This window comes from Ruminococcus sp. Marseille-P328, assembly GCF_964249465.1.
In the GTDB taxonomy this organism is placed as follows: domain Bacteria; phylum Bacillota; class Clostridia; order Lachnospirales; family Lachnospiraceae; genus Blautia_A; species Blautia_A faecis.
On the sequence record NZ_CAXUBQ010000007.1, the window covers coordinates 48,667 to 72,262 of the forward strand.

Below are 23,596 nucleotides of genomic sequence, written 5' to 3' on the forward strand. Positions count from 1 at the left end.
GTTTGAAAAAGTATTCCCGCAAATTATGACGCACATCTTGCAGAAAGCCTTTTTCAAACACGCGCTGAAATTGGCAATACACCAAATCTAACGTATCTAATCAGATATAGCAATATTCTATAACGAACTCAAGGTAAAATGAATTATACAAAATCCGCTTATCTTGCTATGATATCTTCAGACAAAAAAGAGAGAAAACATTTCTCTGAACGCGATCATACGAATCTGGAGGAAAATCATGGCAAGAGGAATCAATACAAAGTGTTTACATTTGGAAGAAGAGGAAGGCTGTTGTAACAATTATGGATCTATCAGCTTTCCGATTTATCAGACAGCAACATATGAGCATCCGGCAGTAGGTCAGAGCACAGGCTTTGATTACAGCAGACTGCAGAACCCAACCAGAGAGCATCTGGAAAAAATTGTAGCAACCTTGGAAAACGGAATTGACGCATTGGCTTTTTCCACTGGAATGGCAGCAATCACTCTGGTAATGGAGCTGTTTAAACCAGGAGACCATCTGATTATAGATGCAGACCTGTACGGCGGAAGCATCCGGCTTTTTGACAATGTTTCTTTGAAAAACGGAATCCATTTTTCCAGAATCGACTGCTGGAAAGAAAATGTGGAAAGTTATGTAAACGAAAACACAAAAGCAATTTATATTGAAACTCCAACCAACCCCATGATGAATGTCACTGATATTGCGGCACTTGCGGAAATTGCAAAAAGACATAATCTCCTTCTCATAGTAGACAATACATTTTTATCTCCATATTTCCAGAATCCGCTGGAACTGGGAGCGGACATTGTAGTGCACAGCGGAACCAAATTCCTGGGCGGACATAATGATACCCTGGCAGGATTTCTGGTAACCAACAGAGAGGATATCAGCGAAAAGCTTCGTTTTCTTATTAAAACCACAGGCTCCGGCCTGGCTCCTTTTGACAGCTGGCTGATCCTCCGCGGTATCAAAACTCTTGGAATCCGCATGGAGCAGGCACAGAAAAATGCTTTCAAAATCGCAGAATGGCTGAAAACAAAGAGCGCAGTGACCAGAGTAATCTATCCGGGATTACCAGATCACCCGGGATATGAGATTATGAAAAAGCAGGCCAGAGGATTTGGTTCCATGCTTACGTTCCAGTTGGAAAGCAAGGAATTTGCCCTTTCTGTCCTGGAAAAAGTGCGGATGATCAAGTTTGCAGAAAGTCTTGGCGGCGTGGAGACGTTGATCACATATCCAACTACCCAGACGCATGCGGATGTGCCGAAGGAGATACGGGAACGCAACGGAATTACAGAGGCAACCCTTCGCCTCTCTGTTGGAATCGAGGATACACAGGATCTTCTTGATGAATTTGAAAAAGTATTTGCAGAAACAGAGGAAGAATTACATGGCGGAAAGAAATCTTGATTTTGATAAAGTGATTAACAGAAAAAATACCAGATGTCTGAAATATGATTTTGCCGTAAAAAGGGGAAAACCGGCAGATGTGCTGCCTCTTTGGGTCGCAGACATGGATTTTGAGACCTCTTCTTATATTGAGGATGCGCTGGTAGAGCGTGCAAAAGAGGGAATTTTCGGATACAGTGAGGTGCAGACCCCTTATTTTGAAATCTTGGCAAGCTGGATGAAGCTTCACCACAACTGGGAGATACAGGAGGACTGGCTGATCAAAACACCAGGAGTTGTTTTTGCCCTGGCGATGGCGGTAAAAGCATACACGCAGCCGGGAGACAGTGTGCTGATCCAGCTTCCCGTTTATTATCCTTTTTCAGAAGTTATTCAGGACAATGGCAGAAAAGTGGTGAGCAGCAACCTTTATCAGGGAGAAGACAACCGCTATCACATCGATTTTCAGGATTTTGAAAAGAAAATCGTGGAGGAAAATGTAAAACTGTTTTTCCTGTGCAATCCGCACAATCCGGTGGGAAGAGTGTGGAGCGCAGAAGAATTGGAAAAAATAGGAGATATCTGCGTAAAGAATGGTGTGACCGTTGTCAGTGATGAAATCCATCAGGATTTTGTTTTTAAGGGAAAGCATCAGGTGTTTGCCAGTCTGAAAAAGGAGTTTCAGGATATTTCCATTACCTGCACTTCCCCAAGTAAAACTTTCAATCTTGCAAGTATGATGATTTCCAATATTTTTATTCCCAATCCGGAGCTTCGCCGAAAATTCCGGAAGCAGCTGGATGCGGCAGGAACCAGCCAGCTCGGGGTTCTGGGACTGGTGGCAACAGAGGCTGCTTATTCCAAAGGTGAAGAGTGGTACCAGGCAATGCATGCTTATGTGGAGGCGAATATCAATTACACAAAAGAGTATGTGGAAAAATATCTGCCTGGGGTGAAGATGACAGATCTGGAAGGCACGTATCTGGTGTGGCTGGACTTCCGTGAGACAGGCCTGACTGTTGAGGAACTGGAGGATTTGATCCTTAACAAGGCCAGACTTTGGCTTGACAGTGGAAAGATTTTCGGAAAAGCAGGCGAAGGATTCCAGAGGATTAATGTGGCGTGTCCAAGGGCAACGCTGACGGAGGCGTTGGAGCGGATTAGAAAAGCGTGTTACTGTTCACTCCGTTCACAGTAACACGCTTCGCGATGCACAGAAATCATGCTTTGCATGATTTCGCGCCGCAACTCTCGGGTTTTCTGTGAACTTTGTTCACAAAAAACACCTCGCGGAATGCTACCAGTGAACAGTAACTAGAAAAGCACTTTAAATGGAGATATTTTTACTTTTTGTTGTGTATAGCGCATAGGAATGGTAAAATAGAAAAAACATTTTGCGTATACACAGGAGAAAACCATGACCAACAAAATCGACCGTGAAGATATGCTGGCGCTGACCAGGAGGATGAATGTTGCCCGGAGTTCTTTTACAAGGATTGCGGGATGTTATGTGGATAAGGACGGGGACTTTGACGGCAGCTTTAACGTGAATTTTTTAAAGCTGTCTGCCGCAGAAAAGAAGAAAAACATTGAGCTTGCCAAGGTAGTTCCCTTTGCAGCAACAAATGTAAATCTGAAACGTTATGAATTTGCAGATGCAGACAGAAGGCCAGGAACCGTGTGGCAGCTTTTGATGGCAATCCGGGAATGTGGGCTGAAAAACGATGCTCTTATGGACAGCTTCTATGATCTTGTAATGGAGAATTATAAAAGCAGGAGACCTTATGCAGTTTATATTTTCCACGACAGATATGATATTCCGGCAAAGGCAGCAGATAAGGAGCGGCTGGGGGAATCAGAAGCTGTTTTTGAATATCTGATCTGTGTAATTTGTCCTCTTGCAGATGAATACGAGCCAGGTGAGCCGGAGTGCGGCTTTCTTTTTCCGGCATATACAGATGGAGGCGCAGACCTGAACCATGTGGCCGTGTTCCAGAAGGATGCAGACAGACCGCATCTGGAACTGGTGAGGTCGATTTTGCGGGTGAAATAATAGAAATCTAACAGTTGCTTTTGCAAAATATAATAAAGGTACTCTGTTATATTGATATCAATTATGTTGATACCAATATAACAGAGTACCTTTTTACATAGTCTGGAGTTCTACTTTATGGGATATTCTCGTATTCCCGTATGATCTCCTTTGCAGCTGCATACTTCGTCCGCCAGTGCTTTAGCTGCATTGGATCCGGCGTGACGGAAGAAAGCCGTGTTTCATCTGAATTATGGGCGAGATCCGCAATCTTTACCTTACGAGCCAGCGGATTTTCGCAAAGTCTGCGCACATAATTCAGATAATCATCGGAAGGAGCGTGTGTAAGCAGCTGGACTGCCTCTGTGATCTCTCTTGGGAATTCCGCTTCCAGATCAGGAAGAGTCAGGGCAGTATCTTCCAGAACGTCATGAAGCAGGGCAATGCAGGTGGTAGTTTCATCTGTCATTTGTTCTGCAAGATGAACCGGGTGAAGAATATAAGGAACCCCACTTTGGTCATATTGTCCTTCGTGTGCTTTATATGCAATTTTTATGGCTTTTATGGTTAAGGGAGTATAGACCATAGTTTATTCTGCAGGCGCAGCCTCCGTGTCTGTATTTAATGGAGTAAAAGCTGCCAGAATTTCATCTGCTTCTGCTGTGGTATCTGTGGTGTATGATAAAATAATGGAGACAAACTTTCCTCCCTGTTTGCGGGTACAATATTTCTGAAGAACTTCATAGTCATTGACTGCCACACTTGTTTCCATAACACGGAAATCCTGCCCGGCAATCTGTATATCTGTTACGTCTGAATAAGTATAGCCCATCCCGGTAGCATCCAACATCTGCTGTGCAGCCAGAAAATACTGGTCGACAGTCATATTCTCCAGAGCGGCATCCTCGACAACTAAGGAAACATTAGGAAAACCAGAGATGGAAGAAGCCATCATTTCATAAACAGTGCCGGACAAAGCATCCTCTCCAAGCTCCACCCCGGAAGCTTCCTCCAGAGTAGTCTGGCCCTGCTTCATAACAGACTGGAGCTCTTCCTCTGTATTCATGACAACTGTTTTCGGCGGTGTGAATTTCAGATTTAGCCACTCACTCTGAAAATCAGTGTCTGTGATGGTGCCTTTTTCATAAGAGGAATCAGAAGTATCTGTAGCACTTTGTGTATGTGCCTCTTGTTCATTATCTGCTGCATCAGCTGTCTGTGAGGTCTCCTCCGCCAGTACTGGGACAACAGCACCGGTGCAAAGGGAAAAAGCCAGCACAGCCGGTATTAGTAAGCTCTTTTTTCTTCGCATGAATTCGGTATCCTCCTAAGATTTATAATGTCAGAAAAGTTTGATGCGTTTGTTGAATAAAGATGGGGATGAAATATCCCACAAATTGTGATGCACATTTTGCAGAAAGCCTTTTTTAAACATGCTCTGATGTCGTGAAACTATTATAGCAAATTCGAAATTACTTTCCTAGTGATAAATGGTAGAAAAAAACGTGAAAAAATTGTGAAGGGTTACTGTTTCAGGAGAAAATTGCAGAGCGCCTGCGCTGTTACTGTTCAATCCGTTCACAGTAACGCGCTTCGCGGAACGTTACCAGTGAGCAGTAACGCTGCGCTACTGTCCTGTTTGGTGATTTGCTGTGGGGAGTTGCGTTTCCTGTCATATTTCGTTATAATAAAAGCCAAAGACTCAAAAACAGATTTTTACCGATTGACAACTTATTATACAAGGAGTTTCTATATGAGCTTTTGGAATACCCTGAAACAGAAATTACGAAGCTTTATTCCGGTAAGCCGCACCTATATGGACAATAAGCTGCGTGAACTGGAAAAAGAGAATAGACGCCAGGAAAAAATCCTCCTGGAGCTTCAGAAAAACAGCCAGTCCATGCTGGAGCTGAAGGAATATGTGTCACAGGAACTGCATCGCCGGGACGACTGGGGAAAACGGGCTGCACAGGTGCTGCGTGAAGCGAAAGAACGCCAGATCTGGGTGATCAAATGTCCTGCTCCTGAGGAAAAAAAGATCCGTTGGGGCGATTATGCGTATGCCGTTGCCTTGAAACGTTACCTGGATCGAATGGGAATGTACACTATAATTGACCTGCACGAAGACTGGGACTGTGAAGTGAACGCAGATGTGGTTCTTGTACTTCGAGGCTGCGAATTTTACCGTCCGGATCGCCGGAACACCAAATGCCTCTACATTATGTGGAATATCAGCCACCCGGAGATGGTTACTCAAGAAGAATACCAGCTCTATGATATTGTATGCGTAGGTTCCCGCCATTATGCCAGGGAGCTTCACGCGAAGCTTACGGTTCCTGTTTATCCATTGCTTCAGTGTACAGACACTGAGCTTTTTTACCCGGATCAGGCAGCTGAATGCAGCCGTGGAAAAGATTATTTATTCATCGGAAATTCCCGTGGCGTAGCCCGTCCCTGCGTACTCTGGGCAGCCCAGGATAAGCTTCCACTGAAAATCTGGGGTGCCGGCTGGAAAGCCATGTTAGGCCCGGACAAGACCATGGTACAGGACGTTTTCATCGAAAACAGCCAGATTCCCGTCCTTTACCGAAGTGCCCGCGTCACATTGAACGACCACTGGAAAGACATGCTGGATTATCAGTTTGTGAATAATCGCATTTTCGATGCCCTGGCCTGCGGTCTCCCGGTAATATCTGACTGCTGCGATGAGCTCAGGGAAATCTTTCCGGAAGCAGTGCTGTACTATAGCAATAAAGAAGAATTTCACCAGTGCGTGAAGGAAATTGAGAACAACTATGAAGAAGTGAAAGCAAAAGTCGACGAGCAGTGGCCGCTGATTAAGGAGCAATATTCTTTTGAGGCGAGAGCACGGGAACTGGTGGAGATTGTGGAGAAACACAGAACGGAGAATTCATGGCTTCAATAAAAACAATATCAAAAATTCTGATCATTATACCAGCTTACAATGAAGCTGGATGTATAGAAAAGGTAGTAGACAACCTGGAAAAGAATTATCCTCAATATGATTACGTGGTGATCAATGATGGCTCCACCGATGACACCCGTAAGATATGTGCCCGCCGCGGTTATAATTTCATGGATCTTCCTGTAAACACCGGACTTTCCGGCGCGATCAAAAGCGGTATGCGCTATGCGAACTATTATGGATATGATTACGTTCTCCAGCTGGACGGCGATGGTCAGCATGATCCCAAGTATATAGAGGATATGATTACGGAGATGGAGCGGACCGGTTGTGATATTGTGATTGGGTCCAGATTTAAGACCAAACGCAAGCCTGTTAATTCCAGAATGATTGGAAGCCAGCTGCTTACCTACGCCATCATGATAACCACAGGCGGGAAATATATTGGAGATGTAACTTCCGGAATGCGCCTTTTTAATAAGCGCATGATCAAACGCTTTGGCTACGATATCAATTACAGTCCGGAACCGGATACTCTGGCATACCTTTTGAATTGCGGGGTAAAGATTGAAGAAGTGCAGGTAGAAATGCACGAGCGAATTGCCGGAACCAGCTACCTGGATTTCAAAAATTCCATTTGGTATATGATGAAAATGTTCTTTTCTATTTTTATTTTTCAATGGGTGCGTAAACGAGAGAAAGGAGACAAAAAATGAGCGACACGCTGAAAGGTTTACTTATTATTGCCTCTGTTCTGACTGTTGGATGGATTCTTCGGAAAATCCGAAAAAATAAAGTCAAAATGGAGGACGCTATTTTTTGGATTTTTTTCGCGGCCATTTTACTTTTGCTGGCAATCTTTCCGGAAATTTCCTATGAATTGTGTCGTATATTCGGAATTATGTCACCAAGTAATCTGGTGTTTCTGGTGATCATTTTCCTGCTGGTGGAAAAAATATTTACCTTATCTATTATTGTATCTCAGCTGGAAGACAAGATTGGAGTGTTATCTGCAGAAGTTGCGCTTCGTTCCAAGGCTGAGAATAAGAAGATTGATAAAGTAGATGAGAAAGAGACGTTATTGGAACGGGAAGAAGTAGAAAAGCAGGAGATAGAGGCTGAAATTGGTATTGGAGAGGGAAGATGACCAATGGTTTCCTTGAAAATCATTCCAGCAGTCTGTACTCCCAACTTTGGGGGATATTTTGCAGAAAGCCTTTTTCAAACATGTTCTGGAATGAATATATCTAAAAGTTTATAGAGAAAATGAAAAATATGGGATTAAAGAATTTTGATAATAGTGATAAAATAAATCTTCATACATTTGCGGTATGCGCGTACGGTGAGAGTCCGTATTTGGAAGAATGTGTACAGTCTCTTCTGGCGCAGAAGGTCAGAACCAGAATTCTGATCGCGACTTCAACTCCCAATTCATATATATATGGAATTGGTGAGAAGTATGGAATACCTGTTCATATAAACCACGGTGAAAAAGGTCTTGCCGGAGACTGGAATTTTGCCTATAGCTGTGCAACAACACCGCTTGTAACCCTCGCTCATCAGGATGACAGATATTATGTAAACTACACGGAGGATGTACTGGCAGCTGCGAAGAAATGTCGTCATCCTCTTATTATTTTTACAGACTACAATGAACTTCGAAATGGAAAAACAGTGACAACTAACCGGCTTCTTAAGGTAAAACGCCTGCTTCTGACTCCTCTGAAACTGACAGTCTTTTGGAAAAACCGCTTTGTTCGGAGGAGAATTCTCTCTATAGGATCGGCTATCTGTTGCCCTGCAGTCACCCTTGTAAAAGAAAATCTGGACAGTTTTTCCTTTAAAAATAACATGAAAAGCAACATTGACTGGCAGGCATGGGAAGAAATTTCCAGGCGAAAAGGCGAGTTTGCATACACTGCAAGGGCAGGAATGGAGCACCGGATCCATCAGGAATCCACAACCTCGGAACTGATTGAGGAAAACGGAAGAAGAGCGGAAGACTTATATATGTTCCGGAAATTCTGGCCGGGGTGGGTTGCGAAAATGATTGAGAAGGTTTACCAGAAGAGTGAAGAATCTAATGAGGTGTGAAGAGAATTAAGGAGAAAATCATGCCGGAAGTATCTGTCATTATTCCAGTATATAATAGTGAAAAATATGTAGAAAAATGTATCTGCTCGGTTATGGCGCAGACTTTACCCGAACTGGAAATCATTATAATCAATGATGGGAGTATAGATGAAAGCGGGAAAATTCTGCGTAAATTGGCGCAGAAAGACAGCCGGATTATTCTGTTAGAACAGGAAAATAAAGGCGTGGCAGCAGCCAGAAACCTGGGTGTAGAGAAAGCGACCGGAAAATACCTTACATTTGTGGATGGAGACGATTACCTGCAGGAAGACTATATTGAAAAAATGTACAGTCTTGCGGAAAAAGAAACTCTTGATATGGTAATATGTGGCCTGACTTATGTGGACGAAGGTGGAAAAGAGCTGAATAAGATTATTCCGGGTGTGTATAAACGTTTGGAAAATGAGGAGTGGACATTCCGAATTTCAGCAGTATGTTCCCATTTATACAAACGGGAACTGTGGGAAAAGTATGACGTGAAATTTCAAAGCGGTGAGCGAGGGGAGGATATGCCGGTTTCTTTGTTTTTTTCTGCTGTATGTCCAAGAATCGCTACCTTGCCGGAATGCGGGTATTATTATGTGCAGCACGCATCGTCAGCGATTCACAATTTCAAAGGTTTGGAAAAATACTCTCTTCCGTATAAAGGCCTGGAAAATACTTTAACCAGAGTAAATAAAATTGGAATTCAGAACAGTCCGGAATTCTATGAGCTGTTTGTTATGAGGATTTTTGCAACCTGTCTGTTTCAGCTCGCCCCGGGAGCAAGATGGGAGAAAATCAGGGAATTGTGCGATTATATCAGCTGTACGGTAAATATGTATTTTCCAGCTTATTGGAAAAACAGTAAAGCAAAGCTAAATGCAAAGGTGGACATTCCATTTACGCAGAAAGCAGCAGTAAAAGTATTGATTCTTTTATTAAAAACGAAACTTCTTAGGCCCTTTGGCTGGCTGATCAGTAAAAAAAAATAACAAAAAAGATTGTGTGGCGTGCTATTTCCAATGCTTCATATTTTAAATGTTGAAGTAAAATTTCAGTAGAAATATTAAGAGGAAAACAAATGGAATACGTAAGCTTTGTGATATTACATTATAAAGATTATTCAGTAACGGATACCTGTGTCAGGTCTATATTGGCAATGGAACAGCAGGAACGTATCCGGATTGTGATCGTAGACAACGACATTCAGAAAAAAGAAAAAGACAGACAGGAACTGCTCCAAAAATATCAGGGGAATTCCAGAATCAAGGTTTTGCAGATAAAAGAAAATGGCGGCTTTTCTTATGCAAATAATCAAGGGTATCAGTACGCCAGAGAACATTTTGGGAAAAGCTATATCATTGTTTTGAATAATGACATTGAATTTACACAAAAAGACTTTATCAGCAGACTGGAAAAAAGTTATGTAAATAATCAATGCTATGTTCTGGGTCCCGATGTGATCAGGCAGAGTACCGGTGAACATCAGAACCCAATGGATACCAGACTTAGAACCAAAGAAGAAGCAGAATATACTATAAAAATGAACCGCCTGGCGTTACGTTTTTATCCAGTCATGTATCCTGTTGTTTACCATATGCTTCAAAAAGCGGAAAAAAACAAGATAGAAAATCAGAAACAACATATGACACTTTATAGTCAGCTTCAGAAAAATATTGTCCCTTTTGGCGCCTGTCTTATTTTTACTCCATCATTTGTCGAAAAAGAAGAAAAAGCCTTTGAGCCGGAAACCCGGTTTTTCTACGAAGAATATATACTGGCGCTGCGCTGTCAGCGAAAAGGCTATAATATTGTGTATGATCCTTCCATGTCGGTGAAACATGAAAGCGGTGCAGCAACCAAGAAAAGCTATGGGACAGAAAAGAAGCGGATTCGGTTTATGATGGAGAAGACTGTGGGGGCGTGTGAGGTTTATTTGGAGATGCTGGGAGAAGAGTAAGTCTGAGAGATACTTTTTCATGTGGTTTTCTTGCGTTTTATATACATATATGATAAGATAACTTCGATTTAAAAGGACAAATATTTGAAATGATCAGGTGGAATACATGAAAAAATGGTGTGAGAAATTGAAAGGAAATTTATTTTTTGTTAGTCAGTTTGCATTGGATGATTTTAAAACAAAATATGCCGGTTCTGTGTTGGGATTTTTCTGGGCATTTGTTCAGCCGGTTATTACGGTATTAATATACTGGTTCATCTTTCAGATTGGATTCAAAAATGGAGATGTAGACGGCTATCCATTCATATTATGGCTGGTATCCGGCTTATTGCCATGGTTTTTTGTAAGTGATTCTATTACAAATGCAACTTCAAGCTTAGTAGAATACAGTTATCTTGTAAAAAAGGTTTTGTTTAATATTAATATATTGCCAGTTGCAAGAGTTGTATCTGTGTTTTTTGTACAATTATTTTTAATTGGTTTTACAGCGATATTATTTATCGTATATGGACAGATGCCAAGTGTGTATTGGTTACAGTTAGTTTATTATATTGTCTACATGCTTCTTGTATGCATTGGAATATCGTATTTCACTGCATCACTTTTTGTTTTTTTTAGGGATGTCGTTCAAATCGTATCCATTGTTCTACAGATTGTTTTCTGGATAACACCGATTGTATGGCAGATGAGTATTTTTGATGAAAAGGTACAGTGGGCACTGAACTTTAATCCTTTGTTTTATCCGGTACGAGGCTATCGTGACGCATTGATGAGTGGAAAATGCTTTTGGGAATATGGATTCGGATGGAATTTGTATTATTGGCTGATTGCGTTGGCTTTTTGTTTAATAGGAATGAGCTGCTTCAAAAAATTAAAACAGCATTTTGCTGACGTATTATAGAAGTGAGGATATTAGGAATGCAAAATTATGCAGTGAATATAGAAAATTTGAATAAAACATATCGCTTATATAATAAACCGTCTGATCGTGTAAAGGAAGCGTTAGGCTTTGGCAAGAAGCAGAGTAAAACTTTTGAGGCGCTTAAGGATGTAAGCTTCAATGTGAAAAAAGGCGAGACAGTGGGGATTATCGGAACGAATGGTGCCGGTAAATCTACTTTGCTGAAAATTGTAACCGGAGTTTTAAGTCCGACAGCAGGAAATATTCAGATAGAAGGTAAGGTTTCTGCTTTATTGGAACTTGGAGCTGGCTTTAATGAAGAATATTCTGGAATAGAAAATATATATTTGAATGGCCGTATGATGGGTTATTCACGTAAGGAAATGGATGAGCGCCTTAACGGAATCGTAGAATTTGCGGATATTGGAGACTTTATCAATCAGCCGGTGAAAACTTACTCAAGCGGTATGTTTGCACGTTTGGCTTTCGCAGTTGCGATTAATGTGGAACCAGATATTCTTATTGTAGATGAAGCACTGAGTGTTGGAGACATTTTCTTCCAGAACAAGTGTTTTAAAAAATTTGATGAGTTAAAACGAAATGGCGTTACGATTCTTTTTGTATCTCATGATATCGGAAGTGTACGCCAGATGTGTTCCAGAGTTTTATGGCTTGATCATGGTACGGTCAGAGCCTTTGGCGAAGCTGCGCATATTTGTGATATGTATATGGACGAAAAGCGAAAATCAGCAGAATATGTGGCCGGACATATTCAGGATGAAGTTGCAGGGAATGTCTTCATGGAAAAAATTGATGAAGAGAGAAAATATCCCAAGATCAGTTTTGTGGAGGATCGTTTTCACAATGACAGTGTGGCAATCCGTTCTCTGTTTTTTACAGATTCCGAAGATAAAGCGGTAAATCGACTGTACGTTGATAAAACTTATCGAACTCATGTAGTAATTGAGTGTATGAAAGATGCACCAAGCCTGATTGTTGGATTTGTGTTGGAGAATAATAAAGGACTTCCTCTGTTTGATATTAACAATTTTATTAATCAGGGCGAAGTGGTCAACGGAAAGAAAAATGACATTATTGAGATCGTGTACGAATATACATTGCCGCGTATCATGAATGGTGTTTATCTGGTAGGAGCAGCGGTAGGTCAGGGTACACAGTCTAAGCATGAAATGCTTACCTGGCTTCATGGTATTATGGAACTGGAAGTCGTAAATCAAGGTTACAATTCTTCTTATATTGAAATTCCAAGCAAGATCAGAGCCTTTTCCAATCGACAGGAAAATGTAATGTTTCTATAGAATTTGTGGGTAAAATATGGATATTGTAATTGTTACATATAATTCTGAAAAATGGATAAAAAGGTGCCTGGATTCTCTGCTGAAGGCAAAGGCACTTTCTTCAGATCTGAAGTTGTTTTTTGTGGATAATCATTCCAGTGATCAGACGGTAGAATTGCTGACTGCTTATGAAAAGAAAGACGACTTCAGCCGTTTTGAGATTATTCAGCAGGAACAGAATCAGGGTTTTGGAAATGCTAACAATCTAGGAGCATCCTTTGGAAAGGATGAAATTGTTTGCTTTTTGAACGTTGATACAGAGGTATTCGAAGATACTTTTAAGCGGCTGGAAGAGATAATTGCAGAGTCATCGAAAGAAATCGGAGCCTGGGAATTCAGACAGCTGCCATATGAGCATCCCAAAATTTATGATCCTGTTACTGGCATTACAAGTTGGATGTCCGGAGCAGCATTTGCAGTACGCAGAGAAATTTTTGAAAAACTTCAGGGGTTTGATAAAAATATTTTTATGTATGCGGAGGACGTGGATTTCAGTTGGCGTCTGAGAGCATCCGATTACAAAATTAAATATTGTCCGACTGTGAAAATAATGCATTATTCGTACGAAAGCATTGGAGCGGTGAAGCCGGCGCAGTATGTAAATTCTCTGATTAATAATCTGCTGCTGCGATATCGTTTTGGCAGCTTTTCCGATGTGATGAGAGGCTATTTTCAGTTTGCAATAGTGTTTTTTTTACATCGGGCCCCCTATCCGGGAGCAAAAAAACAATTGCTTCAGGCTTTTGCGGCACATTTTTCATGTATCTCTTCTTTTAATAATAAAAGTTATGCCAGGGCGCAGGTGGGACAGTTCCTGGAGTGGGATTATGAAATTACGCGTGACAATAAAATCCAAACACAGAAGGATTGTGAATTTTGTCCTTTGGTTTCCATTATTGTGCGAACCTGTCAGCGTGCAGAAGTTTTAAGAGAAGCGTTGATCAGCATCCGAAATCAGACGTATTCCAATATAGAGGTTATAGTGGTGGAAGATGGTGAGGCTTCTGCTGAAAAAATGATCGTAGAAGAATTTTCAGATTTGAATATCCGATATTATTCCACCGGAAAGAAAGCCGGACGTTCAGAAGCGGGAAATCTTGCATTATCGAAAGCAGCCGGGGAATATATTAATTTTCTGGACGATGATGATATCTTTTTTGCGGATCATGTAGAAACCCTGGTACAGGCTTTGGCGCAGAACAGAAAATATCTTGCAGCATATGCATTTGGATTTGAGACTCCGGTTGTTGTAGAAAGCACCTCTCCGTACAAATACCATATTAAAGCTTATAATAAGCGATATACGACTGCATTTGATGAAGTAGAGCTGTGTTATCATAATTTTATACCAATACAATGCATTATGTTCTCGAGACGTCTTTATGAAGAATTTGGGGGCTTTGACAGCTCACTGGATTATCTGGAGGACTGGGATTTATGGGTAAGGTATGCACAAAGGACAAAGTATATTTGTGTGGAAAAAACAACATCTTTGTATAGAGTTCCTTTTGAACAGAAGATTCAGAAAGAACGACAGCATCAATTAGACGAGGCATTAAAAACAGTACGAAAAAAACACGAATCCTATGAGATTCCTGTGAGTGCAGCAAGACTGGCTGTATATGGAAAAAAACGAATATGGGAGAAATAATAATGAAATTACAAATTCAATCTGTAATTTATGGAAATCAGGTAGACGCTTTGGTGAAAGCAATGAAAGCCCTTCAGCAGGCTGTAAAAGTCTATCACAGACGCGTGGGAGATCTGCAGGTGAGGCTTATTTATGGTGACTCTACACCAACTCCTGTTCTGGATGAAAAAACACAGAAAGATATCCGTGAAATGCTGAAGGCGGAAATTGAATTTGAATATAAAGTATTTGGATTTAATTCCGGAACTGCCAAAGGTCATAATCTGATGGCTGAGAATACAGATGCTGATATTATGATGATCATGAATCCAGATGTTATTTTGGAGCCAACCTGTCTGTGTAAGCTGATGGAACCTCTTAAACTGAAAGAGGTTGGAATGGTGGAGGCAAGACAGACTCCGCTGGAGCATGCAAAGGAATATAATACAAAAACAGGAGAAACGGAATGGGCATCTACTGCCTGTACTGTGTTTAAAACAGAGGTATACAATAAAATAAATGGTTTTGATGCAGAAACCTTCTTTTTATATTGTGATGACCTGGATTTTTCCTGGCGTGTGCGCTTGGCTGGTTATAAAATCATTTATATGCCATCCGCTATTGTATATCATGCTAAAAATCTGTCCTTATCAGGAACCTGGCAGCCTACATCCGCAGAAATATATTATTCTGCAGAAGCAGCCATGCTTCTTGCCTATAAATGGTCAAATCCGGAAAGGGCAGAAAAGCTTTGCCAGCAGTATCTGACTCATGGTGGTGAAAGCGAAAAAAAAGCAGCGCAGGAATATCGTAAAAGAGAAAAAGAGGGTACTTTACCCCAAATGATAGATCCAGAACATAAAATCGGAAGATTTTTAGGGGATGAATATTGTAAGATGCGATTTAAGTTTAATCACTAATTGCTTTGAGGAAATGAGTATGAATAATAAAAATAATAATAGTTGGAAAGATATTATTGGTGAATTTTCAGCGAACAGTAATGTTGGGCTGTATTTAAAAGGATTAGAGCATTTAAATACAGAAGAAAACCAGAAATTATACGAAGAGAAATATCTTCCTGTCATTCAAGGTGAAAAAAAGGAAAATTCTCCTTTTTTAAGCGTTATTATCCGTACGCAGGGAAAGAGAGAGCAGGGATTGCGCGAAGCCCTGCTGTGTCTGCAGGCGCAGGAATGCCAGGACTTTGAAATATTATTGATTGCGCATAAAGCTGATGAAGAACATGGTAAGTTGATCGAAGAAATTCTGGAAGATCAGGAAGAGGAATTCAGAAAGAAAATAAGATTCTTTCGTCTGAATGAAGGAACCAGAACAACTCCGCTGAATTATGGTTTTTCCCATGCGTGGGGCAAGTATGCAGCTGTTTTTGATGATGATGATATTCTTTTCTCAAACTGGGTAGAGGAATTTAAAAAGTGTGCAGAAGAAAACGAGGGCCGTATTCTTCATTCTTTTGCATTTGCACAGGACTGGGAAAATCTGGAAAAACTGGGATATTGTGCAGTGGCTGCTCCGTCTGCAAACTACTGTGTTCCCTTTAATTTGATCAATCAGTTATCTGTTAACAGATGCCCATTGATGACTCTGGCGTTTCCTGTAAATATTTTTCAGAAGGCAGGAATTATATTCAACGAAAGCCTTAATGTGACAGAAGATTGGGAATATTTTATGAGAACCGCTTTTTTATGCGGCGTTTCCGATATTGAAGCACCGACAGCAATCTACAGATTCTGGAAAAACATTGAAACATCTGCCACCTTGCATGATCAGGAAAATTGGGATGCAACGTATCATTCTGTACAAGAGACTTACAACAGTCAGAATATTATTCTGCCGGCAGGAAATATCAGAAGAATCATAGAGCTGTCAACAGCTGGTGCAGCTCAGAATCTTGTAAATGCCAATGGCGAAATGGTAAGTCAACTTTTCTTCAGTAAAGGTGAAAGGTTTAGCAATAATCAGGTGATTCAGGCCGTGAATAAGGCAGAAGCACCGCAATTTGACATCTGGTTTCTATTTGAAGAAAAAACAAATGATTTAACAGCAATGCGATTCGATTTATGTGAAGAAGGACTGTTTATGCTGAAAAATTTCAGTGTGGATATCTGGTTTACAAACGGAGAGAAAAAAGTACTTACGTTAGAGGATTGTGTACATAACGGCCTGGAGACGAAAGAGGGAGTATTTTTCATTAACTCAGATCCGGAAATCGTGTGGGAACTTAAAGATGAAAGACTGCTCGATGTTGTGAATGTGAAAGGGGAATTTGAACGGCGGGTGAAAACCAAAGGATGGGTGAATACGCTGCTGAATATTTTCCCATTGAAAAAATGTTTTAAAAAGAGAAAACTACATAACAAAGGGTATTTTTAGATCAGGAGGGTAAGATAATGAAAGTATTGGTAACTGGTGCTGCTGGCTATATGGGAAAATATGTAGTAAAAGAATTGTTGGGAAAAGGTCATGAGGTTTATGCAATTGACTTTAACCATAAGGAAATTGACTCAAGAGCTGAAATTCTGGATGTGGATATATTTTCCGGTGATGACAGAATTTATGAAAAGGTAAAATGTCCTGATTTATGTATTCATTTAGCATGGCAGGATGGATTTGTGCATAATTCACCAAAGCATATGGAAAACTTATCAAAGCATTTTACATTTCTGAAGAATTTAATTGATGGCGGCTGCAAAAGAATCGCAGTTATGGGAACCATGCATGAGATTGGATTCTGGGAAGGTGCAGTGGATGAAAATACTCCGTGTAATCCATTATCACAGTATGGTATTGCAAAAAATGCATTGAGACAGTCTCTTTTACTGCTAACCCAGAATTCAGATGTGAAGATTTACTGGTTAAGAGCATATTACATTCTGGGAGATGACAGACGAAACAGTTCTATTTTCACAAAGCTGCTTCAGGCAGTAGAAGATGGAAAAGAAGAATTTCCATTTACTTCAGGTGAAAACAAATATGATTTCATTGACATAAAAGATCTTGCAATGGAAATCGTAGCTGCAAGCACACAGGATGAAATTACTGGAATTATAAATGTCTGCACAGGAAATCCAGTTGCTCTGAAAGATAAGGTGGAAGCATTCATTAAAGAAAAGGGACTTCCGATTAAATTGAAATATGGAGCATTTCCTGACAGACCTTATGATTCCAAGATTATTTATGGCGATAGCACGAAAATAAATAAAATTTTAATGACAACAGGGAAATAACATTATAAAAGGATGTGATCGTGTGGAATTCGGAAATGGAAAAAAGAATCAGTTAGTATGGCGCTCGTCTGAAAACAGATATCATAATGAGGAATTCAAAGTGAATGAAGATAATGACAATGTAAATGTTGCGATACTTGCACGCCAGGTAAATGCAGAAAGTACAGTGCTTGATATTGGCTGCGGTGAGGGCAAATTTGGTGCTATGCTACTGAATAAAAAATGCCAATTATATGGAATCGATATTGATTCAGAAGCATGTCGAAATGCATCGGAAAAATATAAATATAATAAGATATTCTGCACAAATATTGAAGCGCCTGATTATGCGGATGAAGGATTTGCAGAATTAGAAAGTCTGTCTTTTGAATTTGACTATATTGCCTTGATCGACATTCTTGAACATGTAATAAATCCTACAAGGGTTATTGAAAACTCAGTCAGATACTTGAAAGATAAAGGGAAAATCCTGATCAGTGTTCCAAATGTGAATAATGCAGATATATTTTTAAATTTGCTTAATGATCATTTTAATTATCGCGAAGCGGGTGTGCTGGATAATACACACACGAAATATTTTACCAGACATTCTTTTATTGAGTGGATCGAAGATATTAATAGTACAGCAGACTTTGCACTGGATTGTGAATATATAGGAAGTACTTTCGGGGAAACCGAGTTTATGCAGGAAGTGGAGAAAAAGTATCCAAACGTGTATGAACTGATTCAGTTAAATCCATGGTTTAATGCGATTCAGCATTTGTTTGTACTGACCTATTATAAAAACAAAAAAGAGGCAAACACCAATCATCTAGAAGGACTTTTACAGGAAAAGGGTAATAATCTTGTAGGAAAGCTGAATCAGGTGCTTGATTTTTCAGGTGCAGATTTGCAGGAAAAGGATTTTTCAATGCTTCCAAATGAGAGAAGAACTTTAAAAGAGCAAGTCTTTGTATCAGAAGAAGGATGGAAAAAGTGTGCAGATGAGTTAAAGAAAGCGAAAGCCTTTGAGGAAAAAAATCAGAGAGACATTGATGAATTAAAGCAAGCATTAGAGCAATCGCAGCAAATGGTGAGTGAAAAAAATGCGGAGCTTAAAAATGTAGAGGATAAATTGGCGCAAAGTACAGCCGCACTGGAAGAAACTCGTGTTGAGTGGAAAAAGTGTGCAGGGGCATTGGAAGAAACCCGTACCGAATGGAAAGAATGTGCGGAAGCATTGGAAAATGCGAAAAAAGGCTGGGGAGAATGCGCGGAAGCATTAGAAAATGCGAAAAAAGGCTGGAAAGAATGTGCGGAAGCGTTAGAAAGTGCGAAAAAAGGCTGGAAAGAATGTGCGGATGCATTAGAACAGGAAAGAAAATCAAAGTGATGTATCCACATAAGTGAAATATAAGAGGAAATGGAGAAAGAAATTATTTAATGGCGAGGGAGAAAAGAGACAATAATTTTAATATCATTAGGTTTGTTGCTGCAATAATGGTTATGGCTGGACATATGGCATATATTGGTGGCTATACCCTTCCTACATTATGGGGAGAAGGAATTCAGGCGCTCGGAGTAAAAATCTTCTTTTTGATTGGTGGATTTCTTATTGCGAAAAGCTGGGAATCAGATTCTAATCCGGTACGGTATATGACGAAAAGAGTTTTTAGAATTTTTCCTGCGCTTATTGCATTTACATTAGTTGCTGCTTATGTGATTGGACCAATCCTGTCAACACTTACAATCAACGAATATTTTCAGTCACCACTGGTTAGAAATTATCTGCGAAATATATTGTTATTTCCAGCATATTCACTGCCAGGAGTGTTTGAAACAAATCCATATCCCAATGCAGTAAATGGTTCATTATGGACTCTGCCTATAGAATTCGCAATGTATATTTTGGTTCCGATTATTTTGATTCTTGCAGGAAAAAAAAAGGAGAAGAGATATTCTTTTGCTTTTGTTTCTGTGATTACCGTTGTATTATGTTGTCTACAAATGGTAAAACTTTTGTATCATCCTGAATGGCGTTGTGTCATATATGGGACAGATATATGGGCTGCGATGGAACTGATTCCGTGGTATCTGATTGGAGTGTTATTCACTTTTCCATGTATGCAGAAATTGTTAAATATTCAGGTAAGTATTTTGGCAGTCTTCCTGTTGTCCTGTCTGAACCCAGGATCGCTTACCTTTTGTATATTAAAATATGTGACATTTTCATATACAATATTCTCCTTTGCATTGGTGGAAAAACCGACCTTTGCAAAATGCTTTTCGCAGGCTGATATATCATATGGATTATATTTATATGGTTTTTTTGTGCAGCAGATCGTAGTATATCTGTTTAATAAAAGCAGCATTGTAATAGGAGAAATTTGGTTATTGGTATTTTGTATTGGCATTACATGCATAATAGCGCTGCTTTCTTTTTTATGCGTAGAAAAGCCGATGCAGCAGTTAAGCAAGAAAATATTGGTCAGATTATAGAAAATGCATAATTATATTAGACTTTTGTTCGTCGATTATTTATGTAAAAACTATTTAGTAATCGACGCTGGTTATTATGGATAGCTCTGTAAATCTTGAAAGTAGTACACTTTTTCCTATGTTTACATGAATTAGAATACAATGCTGATATGGAATAATTTGATTAATTATACGATAGGGGTTGGAATGATAATTGAAGAATGTAATTTGACATTTGATCCCGATATGCTGGTGAATATCAACTCGTATAGAGAATATCATCCCAAAGAACATTTTTCCACTCTTGCCCGCCGATTACCAATGTAGTAAAATAAACCTACATGGTAATCGGCGGTTTGTTATTATGGAGGGGTTATTTCATGGGCAGATTTGTAAATCTTGGCAATAACGCGTTTCAGACTGCACTTACTATTTATAGTCACAAATTTATTATATGCAACGTATTCAATGAATTGATGTTGCAAAATGTTTTGGAATGTTTTTTATTTATTTAGGACACTATGGAGTTGTGACAGGAAATGCATATAATTGGGTTTTTAGTTTTCACGTATGTTTATTTTTTTATTTGTCTGGATGCCTTGAAAATTTTAATCATAAAACAATATTAGAAAATATTCAAAAAAAGGTTATTAATATTTTAATTCCTTTTTTCTTTTTTGCTATATTAGGCATTCTATATAATGCTGTATTGAGAAATACAAATGTTTATATACACGAGAATTTAATGCTTTTATTAAAAGGGGATATTCGAAATCATATAAATTTTGGGGGCGGATTATGGTTTCTTTCTTGTCTGTTTGTTATTGAAATATTATTTTCTTTTATAAAGAAAATGAATAAAAAAATTATTATATTTATTACATGCTTAATTTTATTTATGTTCTCACAGTTTTTGATTTCTCCACCTCCCACCGTACAACCAAGTTGGTATTGGAATATTGATAGTGCATTATACTATACTATTTTTTATTGTATAGGATTTATTACATATGAGCCGGTCCTTAAACTTTTTAGAAGTAAGAAATCACTTGTAAAATGGATTTCAAATATTGCTCTGCTATTATGTTTTATATATTCGTTTTCCCTATTTTGGAAAAATAATTTATTGTCTAAAATAATTGGATTAAATGATATAATTGGAAAGATGTTTGAAATTATCACTCCGCTTCCTTCTATATTTTTAGTTCTTAGAGTTTCGTATTTTCTATCGGGTGTAGAAATATTGGAACGATTAGGAAGAGCATCTTTGTATTTGTGTGGAAATGAATTTATAATAAAGGAATTGGTTCCGCAGATTCTTGGTATATTCAACATTTCAATAACTATAAGTACTACAATTCAAGCATACATATATTGCTTTTTGCTATTATGTCTTGTAGAAAAATTGTTAATGCCATCTGAAAAATTAATTATAGAAAAATTGCAAAATGAAACTTCTTCTTTAGTTAAAATGTTGTTACAGTGTAAATGATTGTAAGTGTCTTAAAACATGGTGTAGTGACTCCAGACGTTTCTCCTGATATAATGTAATATAGTGGTTTTGAGTCACTTACGAAAAATCACACGTCGGAAAAAGAAGGGAATGAAGGACTTTATCCGTGGAATCATAGAGGAAAATCAGGGCGGTTTTGAGAACAGCCGGGGGAAATATGTTGACAGGTATGATGTATACGGTATGATAGTGAAGCGTTTTTTATGCGAGGGAGACACGAAAAAAAGGAACTTTCATATTTATTACAGTGACGGAAAAGCTTACAGTAAAAAGTAGGAGATCAAGCCCTGGATGAAAAGATTGAACGCAGATAAGCATTCCCCCGCTTCAAGTGTGCGGAGCACTAAGCAGCAGGTGAGGGGGATGCTTCTGTCAGTGGGAATTGAAAGCTCCCACTGACAGATCGCGAAGCGACTGCGTTCATGAGCAAGTAGAGAAGCGGATTGCGAATGTACGCTTTACAAAGTGGAAGCGGATGTGATCGCAGCGAAGAAAAGATATGACCATGCAACCGCAGTTTTGAAAGAGCTATTGGACAAGCGGGATACGATAAGGAAAGATGAAATCCTGTCAGCAATTGTAAAGAGTGGACGGTCTTATGAGGAGATAATGAACTTCCTGAATGTGGAAGAAACTGAGAGAGAAACAAAGGAATAGACAAGGAATGCACCACAACTGCGGCTGTGGTGCGAGTTTTAGGCGGAAAATTTCTGGAGGTTCACATTGAGGGGAAAAAAGTATTGATCGGATAGTTTGGGGAACAATCCCCTTGCCCGCCGATTGCCTATGTAGTAAAATAAAGCTACAAGACAATCGACGGATTTTTTGCGTAAAGAAAACTTACTTAAGAATCACCGGAAAGGAAAACATTTAAAATGGATAAAATAGCAGTACTAATCCCCTGTTACAACGAGAGCAAAACCATAGAAAAGGTTGTAACAGATTTCAAGAAAGTATTGCCGGAAGCGGTAATATATGTATACGATAATAATTCCACTGACCATACAGATGAAATTGCCCGCAGAGCAGGTGCTGTAGTCAGATATGAATATCAGCAGGGCAAAGGAAACGTTATTCGCAGGATGTTTCGTGAAATTGATGCACAGTGCTATATCATGGCAGACGGAGATGATACTTATCCCGCAGAGTTTGCCCCCTCAATGGTTGAGAAGGTATTGAATAAAAAGGTTGATATGGTAGTGGGAGATCGTCTGTCATCTACTTATTTTACAGAGAATAAGCGGCCATTCCATAATTTTGGAAACAGTCTGGTGCGTAAATGCATTAACATTATGTTTAAAACCCAGATAAACGACATCATGACAGGCTACAGAGCATTCAGCTACCAGTTTGTAAAGTCCTTCCCTGTATTATCCAAGGGGTTTGAGATTGAGACTGAAATGAGCATTCACGCAGTTGATAAGAACATGTATATCGAAAATGAAGTGATTGAGTACAGAGATCGTCCCGAAGGCAGTGAATCCAAACTGAATACATATTCAGATGGCTTCCGGGTACTGAAAACCATAGCCAAATTATACCGCAATTATAAGCCAATGGCATTCTTCGGACTGGTGGCAGCAGTGCTTTTGATCCTTGGAATTGGATTCTTTATCCCGGTATTTGTAACCTTCCTTGAAACCGGACGCGTGGGAAAAATTCCTACTCTGATCGTATGTGGTTTTGCTGTTTTGGGAGCAATTCAGTCATTGTTTTCCGGACTGGTCCTGCAGACAATGGTTCAGAAGAACCGGCAGGACTTTGAAATGGAACTGCAGAGAATACAGGAGCAGTATAACAAATTATTATGAAAGTTCTGGACAGCAGTGCGAAGCACGAACGTTCATATATGGTAGTAACGCTAGAGCCTGTTTGAAAAATCATTCCCGCAATCTGCATGCCCCACTTTGCGGTATATTTTGCCCGAATTCGATTGTCGTAGCCCGCTACGGCGCCCTCATCCGGACAAAATCTCCCACAAATTGTGACGCACATCTTGCAGAAAGCCCTTTTCAAACACGCTCTAGAGAAGATATGTCTGCCTGGAGAAATAATAAAAA

At 39.5% G+C, this 23,596-nt stretch carries 25 protein-coding genes and 1 pseudogene; 23 read left to right on the forward strand and 3 right to left on the reverse strand.

Annotated features, from left to right (window positions below; genetic code table 11):
* Window positions 1-12 precede the first annotated feature (12 nt).
* The 4 genes from ACESTK_RS06710 to ACESTK_RS06725 all read left to right on the forward strand — a co-directional run bounded on the left by ACESTK_RS06710 (window position 13) and on the right by ACESTK_RS06725 (window position 3,449).
* The gene (locus tag ACESTK_RS06710; protein ID WP_368370790.1) at window positions 13-123 is read left to right on the forward strand and encodes a DUF6783 domain-containing protein; all 111 of its coding nucleotides are present in this window, start codon (window positions 13-15) and stop codon (window positions 121-123) included.
* A gap of 115 nt (window positions 124-238) precedes the next feature.
* Window positions 239-1,417: a PLP-dependent aspartate aminotransferase family protein gene (locus tag ACESTK_RS06715; RefSeq protein WP_373119254.1), complete on the forward strand. Its 1,179-nt coding sequence runs from the start codon at window positions 239-241 to the stop codon at window positions 1,415-1,417.
* Complete coding sequence (locus ACESTK_RS06720; RefSeq protein WP_373119256.1) at window positions 1,398-2,594, forward strand: MalY/PatB family protein; 1,197 nt, start codon at window positions 1,398-1,400, stop codon at window positions 2,592-2,594. The genes ACESTK_RS06715 and ACESTK_RS06720 overlap by 20 nt, the downstream gene beginning before the upstream one ends.
* Before the next feature lie 219 nt (window positions 2,595-2,813).
* Window positions 2,814-3,449 (forward strand): DUF4317 family protein, encoded by a 636-nt coding sequence (locus ACESTK_RS06725; protein WP_330382746.1) that lies wholly within the window; start codon window positions 2,814-2,816, stop codon window positions 3,447-3,449.
* Between the two features lie 115 nt (window positions 3,450-3,564).
* On the opposite strand, the gene ACESTK_RS06730 is transcribed toward ACESTK_RS06725, so the two are convergent.
* Both ACESTK_RS06730 and ACESTK_RS06735 read right to left on the reverse strand, forming a co-directional pair.
* Window positions 3,565-4,014 (reverse strand): HD domain-containing protein, encoded by a 450-nt coding sequence (locus ACESTK_RS06730; protein ID WP_373119258.1) that lies wholly within the window; start codon window positions 4,012-4,014, stop codon window positions 3,565-3,567.
* A gap of 3 nt (window positions 4,015-4,017) precedes the next feature.
* Entirely contained in the window at window positions 4,018-4,740 is a 723-nt protein-coding gene (locus tag ACESTK_RS06735; RefSeq protein WP_373119260.1) for a hypothetical protein, read from the reverse strand.
* A gap of 68 nt (window positions 4,741-4,808) precedes the next feature.
* Here ACESTK_RS06735 and ACESTK_RS06740 point away from each other — a divergent pair, with 68 nt between their 5' ends.
* The 19 genes from ACESTK_RS06740 (at window position 4,809) to ACESTK_RS06830 (ending at window position 23,347) form a co-directional block, all read left to right on the forward strand.
* Complete coding sequence (locus ACESTK_RS06740; RefSeq protein ID WP_373119316.1) at window positions 4,809-4,859, forward strand: DUF6783 domain-containing protein; 51 nt, start codon at window positions 4,809-4,811, stop codon at window positions 4,857-4,859.
* Between the two features lie 322 nt (window positions 4,860-5,181).
* Window positions 5,182-6,354, forward strand: a complete 1,173-nt coding sequence (locus ACESTK_RS06745) for a glycosyltransferase (protein WP_373119262.1) — start codon at window positions 5,182-5,184, stop codon at window positions 6,352-6,354.
* The gene (locus ACESTK_RS06750; protein ID WP_373119263.1) at window positions 6,342-7,070 is read left to right on the forward strand and encodes a glycosyltransferase family 2 protein; all 729 of its coding nucleotides are present in this window, start codon (window positions 6,342-6,344) and stop codon (window positions 7,068-7,070) included. The genes ACESTK_RS06745 and ACESTK_RS06750 overlap by 13 nt, the downstream gene beginning before the upstream one ends.
* Window positions 7,067-7,501 carry a DUF2304 domain-containing protein gene (locus tag ACESTK_RS06755; protein ID WP_148462150.1) on the forward strand — a complete coding sequence of 145 codons (435 nt, stop codon included), beginning with the start codon at window positions 7,067-7,069 and terminating at the stop codon, window positions 7,499-7,501. Before ACESTK_RS06750 ends, ACESTK_RS06755 begins: the two co-directional genes overlap by 4 nt.
* Window positions 7,502-7,629: 128 nt before the next feature.
* Window positions 7,630-8,448 (forward strand): glycosyltransferase family A protein, encoded by an 819-nt coding sequence (locus ACESTK_RS06760; protein ID WP_187566104.1) that lies wholly within the window; start codon window positions 7,630-7,632, stop codon window positions 8,446-8,448.
* A 20-nt stretch (window positions 8,449-8,468) separates the two neighbouring features.
* The gene (locus ACESTK_RS06765) at window positions 8,469-9,461 is read left to right on the forward strand and encodes a glycosyltransferase (RefSeq protein WP_148462152.1); all 993 of its coding nucleotides are present in this window, start codon (window positions 8,469-8,471) and stop codon (window positions 9,459-9,461) included.
* Between the two features lie 89 nt (window positions 9,462-9,550).
* Entirely contained in the window at window positions 9,551-10,429 is an 879-nt protein-coding gene (locus tag ACESTK_RS06770) for a glycosyltransferase family 2 protein (RefSeq protein WP_148462153.1), read from the forward strand.
* Window positions 10,430-10,535: 106 nt separating this feature from the next.
* Entirely contained in the window at window positions 10,536-11,330 is a 795-nt protein-coding gene (locus tag ACESTK_RS06775; protein WP_148462154.1) for an ABC transporter permease, read from the forward strand.
* 17 nt (window positions 11,331-11,347) lie between these two features.
* Window positions 11,348-12,649, forward strand: a complete 1,302-nt coding sequence (locus tag ACESTK_RS06780; RefSeq protein WP_148462155.1) for an ABC transporter ATP-binding protein — start codon at window positions 11,348-11,350, stop codon at window positions 12,647-12,649.
* 16 nt (window positions 12,650-12,665) lie between these two features.
* Window positions 12,666-14,339 (forward strand): glycosyltransferase family 2 protein, encoded by a 1,674-nt coding sequence (locus ACESTK_RS06785; RefSeq protein WP_148462156.1) that lies wholly within the window; start codon window positions 12,666-12,668, stop codon window positions 14,337-14,339.
* A gap of 2 nt (window positions 14,340-14,341) precedes the next feature.
* The gene (locus tag ACESTK_RS06790) at window positions 14,342-15,238 is read left to right on the forward strand and encodes a glycosyltransferase (RefSeq protein ID WP_187566109.1); all 897 of its coding nucleotides are present in this window, start codon (window positions 14,342-14,344) and stop codon (window positions 15,236-15,238) included.
* A 19-nt stretch (window positions 15,239-15,257) separates the two neighbouring features.
* A complete protein-coding gene (locus tag ACESTK_RS06795; protein ID WP_195380266.1) occupies window positions 15,258-16,712 on the forward strand; it encodes a glycosyltransferase family 2 protein in 1,455 nt (484 codons plus the stop codon).
* Between the two features lie 17 nt (window positions 16,713-16,729).
* Window positions 16,730-17,566 (forward strand): NAD(P)-dependent oxidoreductase, encoded by an 837-nt coding sequence (locus tag ACESTK_RS06800; RefSeq protein ID WP_148462159.1) that lies wholly within the window; start codon window positions 16,730-16,732, stop codon window positions 17,564-17,566.
* A gap of 22 nt (window positions 17,567-17,588) precedes the next feature.
* Window positions 17,589-18,938, forward strand: a complete 1,350-nt coding sequence (locus ACESTK_RS06805) for a methyltransferase domain-containing protein (protein WP_187566111.1) — start codon at window positions 17,589-17,591, stop codon at window positions 18,936-18,938.
* Window positions 18,939-18,988: 50 nt separating this feature from the next.
* A complete protein-coding gene (locus tag ACESTK_RS06810; protein ID WP_148462161.1) occupies window positions 18,989-20,044 on the forward strand; it encodes an acyltransferase in 1,056 nt (351 codons plus the stop codon).
* Between the two features lie 451 nt (window positions 20,045-20,495).
* Window positions 20,496-21,515 carry an acyltransferase family protein gene (locus tag ACESTK_RS06815; RefSeq protein ID WP_373119318.1) on the forward strand — a complete coding sequence of 340 codons (1,020 nt, stop codon included), beginning with the start codon at window positions 20,496-20,498 and terminating at the stop codon, window positions 21,513-21,515.
* A 111-nt stretch (window positions 21,516-21,626) separates the two neighbouring features.
* Window positions 21,627-21,812 carry a hypothetical protein gene (locus tag ACESTK_RS06820; RefSeq protein WP_148462163.1) on the forward strand — a complete coding sequence of 62 codons (186 nt, stop codon included), beginning with the start codon at window positions 21,627-21,629 and terminating at the stop codon, window positions 21,810-21,812.
* 201 nt (window positions 21,813-22,013) lie between these two features.
* Window positions 22,014-22,193, forward strand: coding sequence for a hypothetical protein (locus ACESTK_RS06825; protein WP_226836596.1), 180 nt, complete (start codon window positions 22,014-22,016; stop codon window positions 22,191-22,193).
* Between the two features lie 218 nt (window positions 22,194-22,411).
* A complete protein-coding gene (locus ACESTK_RS06830; RefSeq protein WP_148462165.1) occupies window positions 22,412-23,347 on the forward strand; it encodes a glycosyltransferase family 2 protein in 936 nt (311 codons plus the stop codon).
* A gap of 97 nt (window positions 23,348-23,444) precedes the next feature.
* Here the strand turns inward: ACESTK_RS06830 and ACESTK_RS06835 are convergent.
* Window positions 23,445-23,531, reverse strand: a pseudogene (locus tag ACESTK_RS06835) (DUF6783 domain-containing protein); the annotation flags it as partial.
* Window positions 23,532-23,596: the final 65 nt, after the last annotated feature.

Excerpts from the sequence above, each read along its gene's own strand:
- ACESTK_RS06715 (WP_373119254.1), top strand. The coding sequence starts at position 239 with ATGGCAAGAGGAATCAATACAAAGTGTTTACATTTGGAAGAAGAGGAA.
- ACESTK_RS06720 (WP_373119256.1), top strand. The coding sequence starts at position 1,398 with ATGGCGGAAAGAAATCTTGATTTTGATAAAGTGATTAACAGAAAAAAT.
- ACESTK_RS06725 (WP_330382746.1), top strand. The coding sequence starts at position 2,814 with ATGACCAACAAAATCGACCGTGAAGATATGCTGGCGCTGACCAGGAGG.
- ACESTK_RS06730 (WP_373119258.1), bottom strand. The coding sequence starts at position 4,014 with ATGGTCTATACTCCCTTAACCATAAAAGCCATAAAAATTGCATATAAA.
- ACESTK_RS06735 (WP_373119260.1), bottom strand. The coding sequence starts at position 4,740 with ATGCGAAGAAAAAAGAGCTTACTAATACCGGCTGTGCTGGCTTTTTCC.
- ACESTK_RS06745 (WP_373119262.1), top strand. The coding sequence starts at position 5,182 with ATGAGCTTTTGGAATACCCTGAAACAGAAATTACGAAGCTTTATTCCG.
- ACESTK_RS06750 (WP_373119263.1), top strand. The coding sequence starts at position 6,342 with ATGGCTTCAATAAAAACAATATCAAAAATTCTGATCATTATACCAGCT.
- ACESTK_RS06755 (WP_148462150.1), top strand. The coding sequence starts at position 7,067 with ATGAGCGACACGCTGAAAGGTTTACTTATTATTGCCTCTGTTCTGACT.
- ACESTK_RS06760 (WP_187566104.1), top strand. The coding sequence starts at position 7,630 with ATGGGATTAAAGAATTTTGATAATAGTGATAAAATAAATCTTCATACA.
- ACESTK_RS06765 (WP_148462152.1), top strand. The coding sequence starts at position 8,469 with ATGCCGGAAGTATCTGTCATTATTCCAGTATATAATAGTGAAAAATAT.
- ACESTK_RS06770 (WP_148462153.1), top strand. The coding sequence starts at position 9,551 with ATGGAATACGTAAGCTTTGTGATATTACATTATAAAGATTATTCAGTA.
- ACESTK_RS06775 (WP_148462154.1), top strand. The coding sequence starts at position 10,536 with ATGAAAAAATGGTGTGAGAAATTGAAAGGAAATTTATTTTTTGTTAGT.
- ACESTK_RS06780 (WP_148462155.1), top strand. The coding sequence starts at position 11,348 with ATGCAAAATTATGCAGTGAATATAGAAAATTTGAATAAAACATATCGC.
- ACESTK_RS06785 (WP_148462156.1), top strand. The coding sequence starts at position 12,666 with ATGGATATTGTAATTGTTACATATAATTCTGAAAAATGGATAAAAAGG.
- ACESTK_RS06790 (WP_187566109.1), top strand. The coding sequence starts at position 14,342 with ATGAAATTACAAATTCAATCTGTAATTTATGGAAATCAGGTAGACGCT.
- ACESTK_RS06795 (WP_195380266.1), top strand. The coding sequence starts at position 15,258 with ATGAATAATAAAAATAATAATAGTTGGAAAGATATTATTGGTGAATTT.
- ACESTK_RS06800 (WP_148462159.1), top strand. The coding sequence starts at position 16,730 with ATGAAAGTATTGGTAACTGGTGCTGCTGGCTATATGGGAAAATATGTA.
- ACESTK_RS06810 (WP_148462161.1), top strand. The coding sequence starts at position 18,989 with ATGGCGAGGGAGAAAAGAGACAATAATTTTAATATCATTAGGTTTGTT.
- ACESTK_RS06820 (WP_148462163.1), top strand. The coding sequence starts at position 21,627 with ATGAAGGACTTTATCCGTGGAATCATAGAGGAAAATCAGGGCGGTTTT.
- ACESTK_RS06830 (WP_148462165.1), top strand. The coding sequence starts at position 22,412 with ATGGATAAAATAGCAGTACTAATCCCCTGTTACAACGAGAGCAAAACC.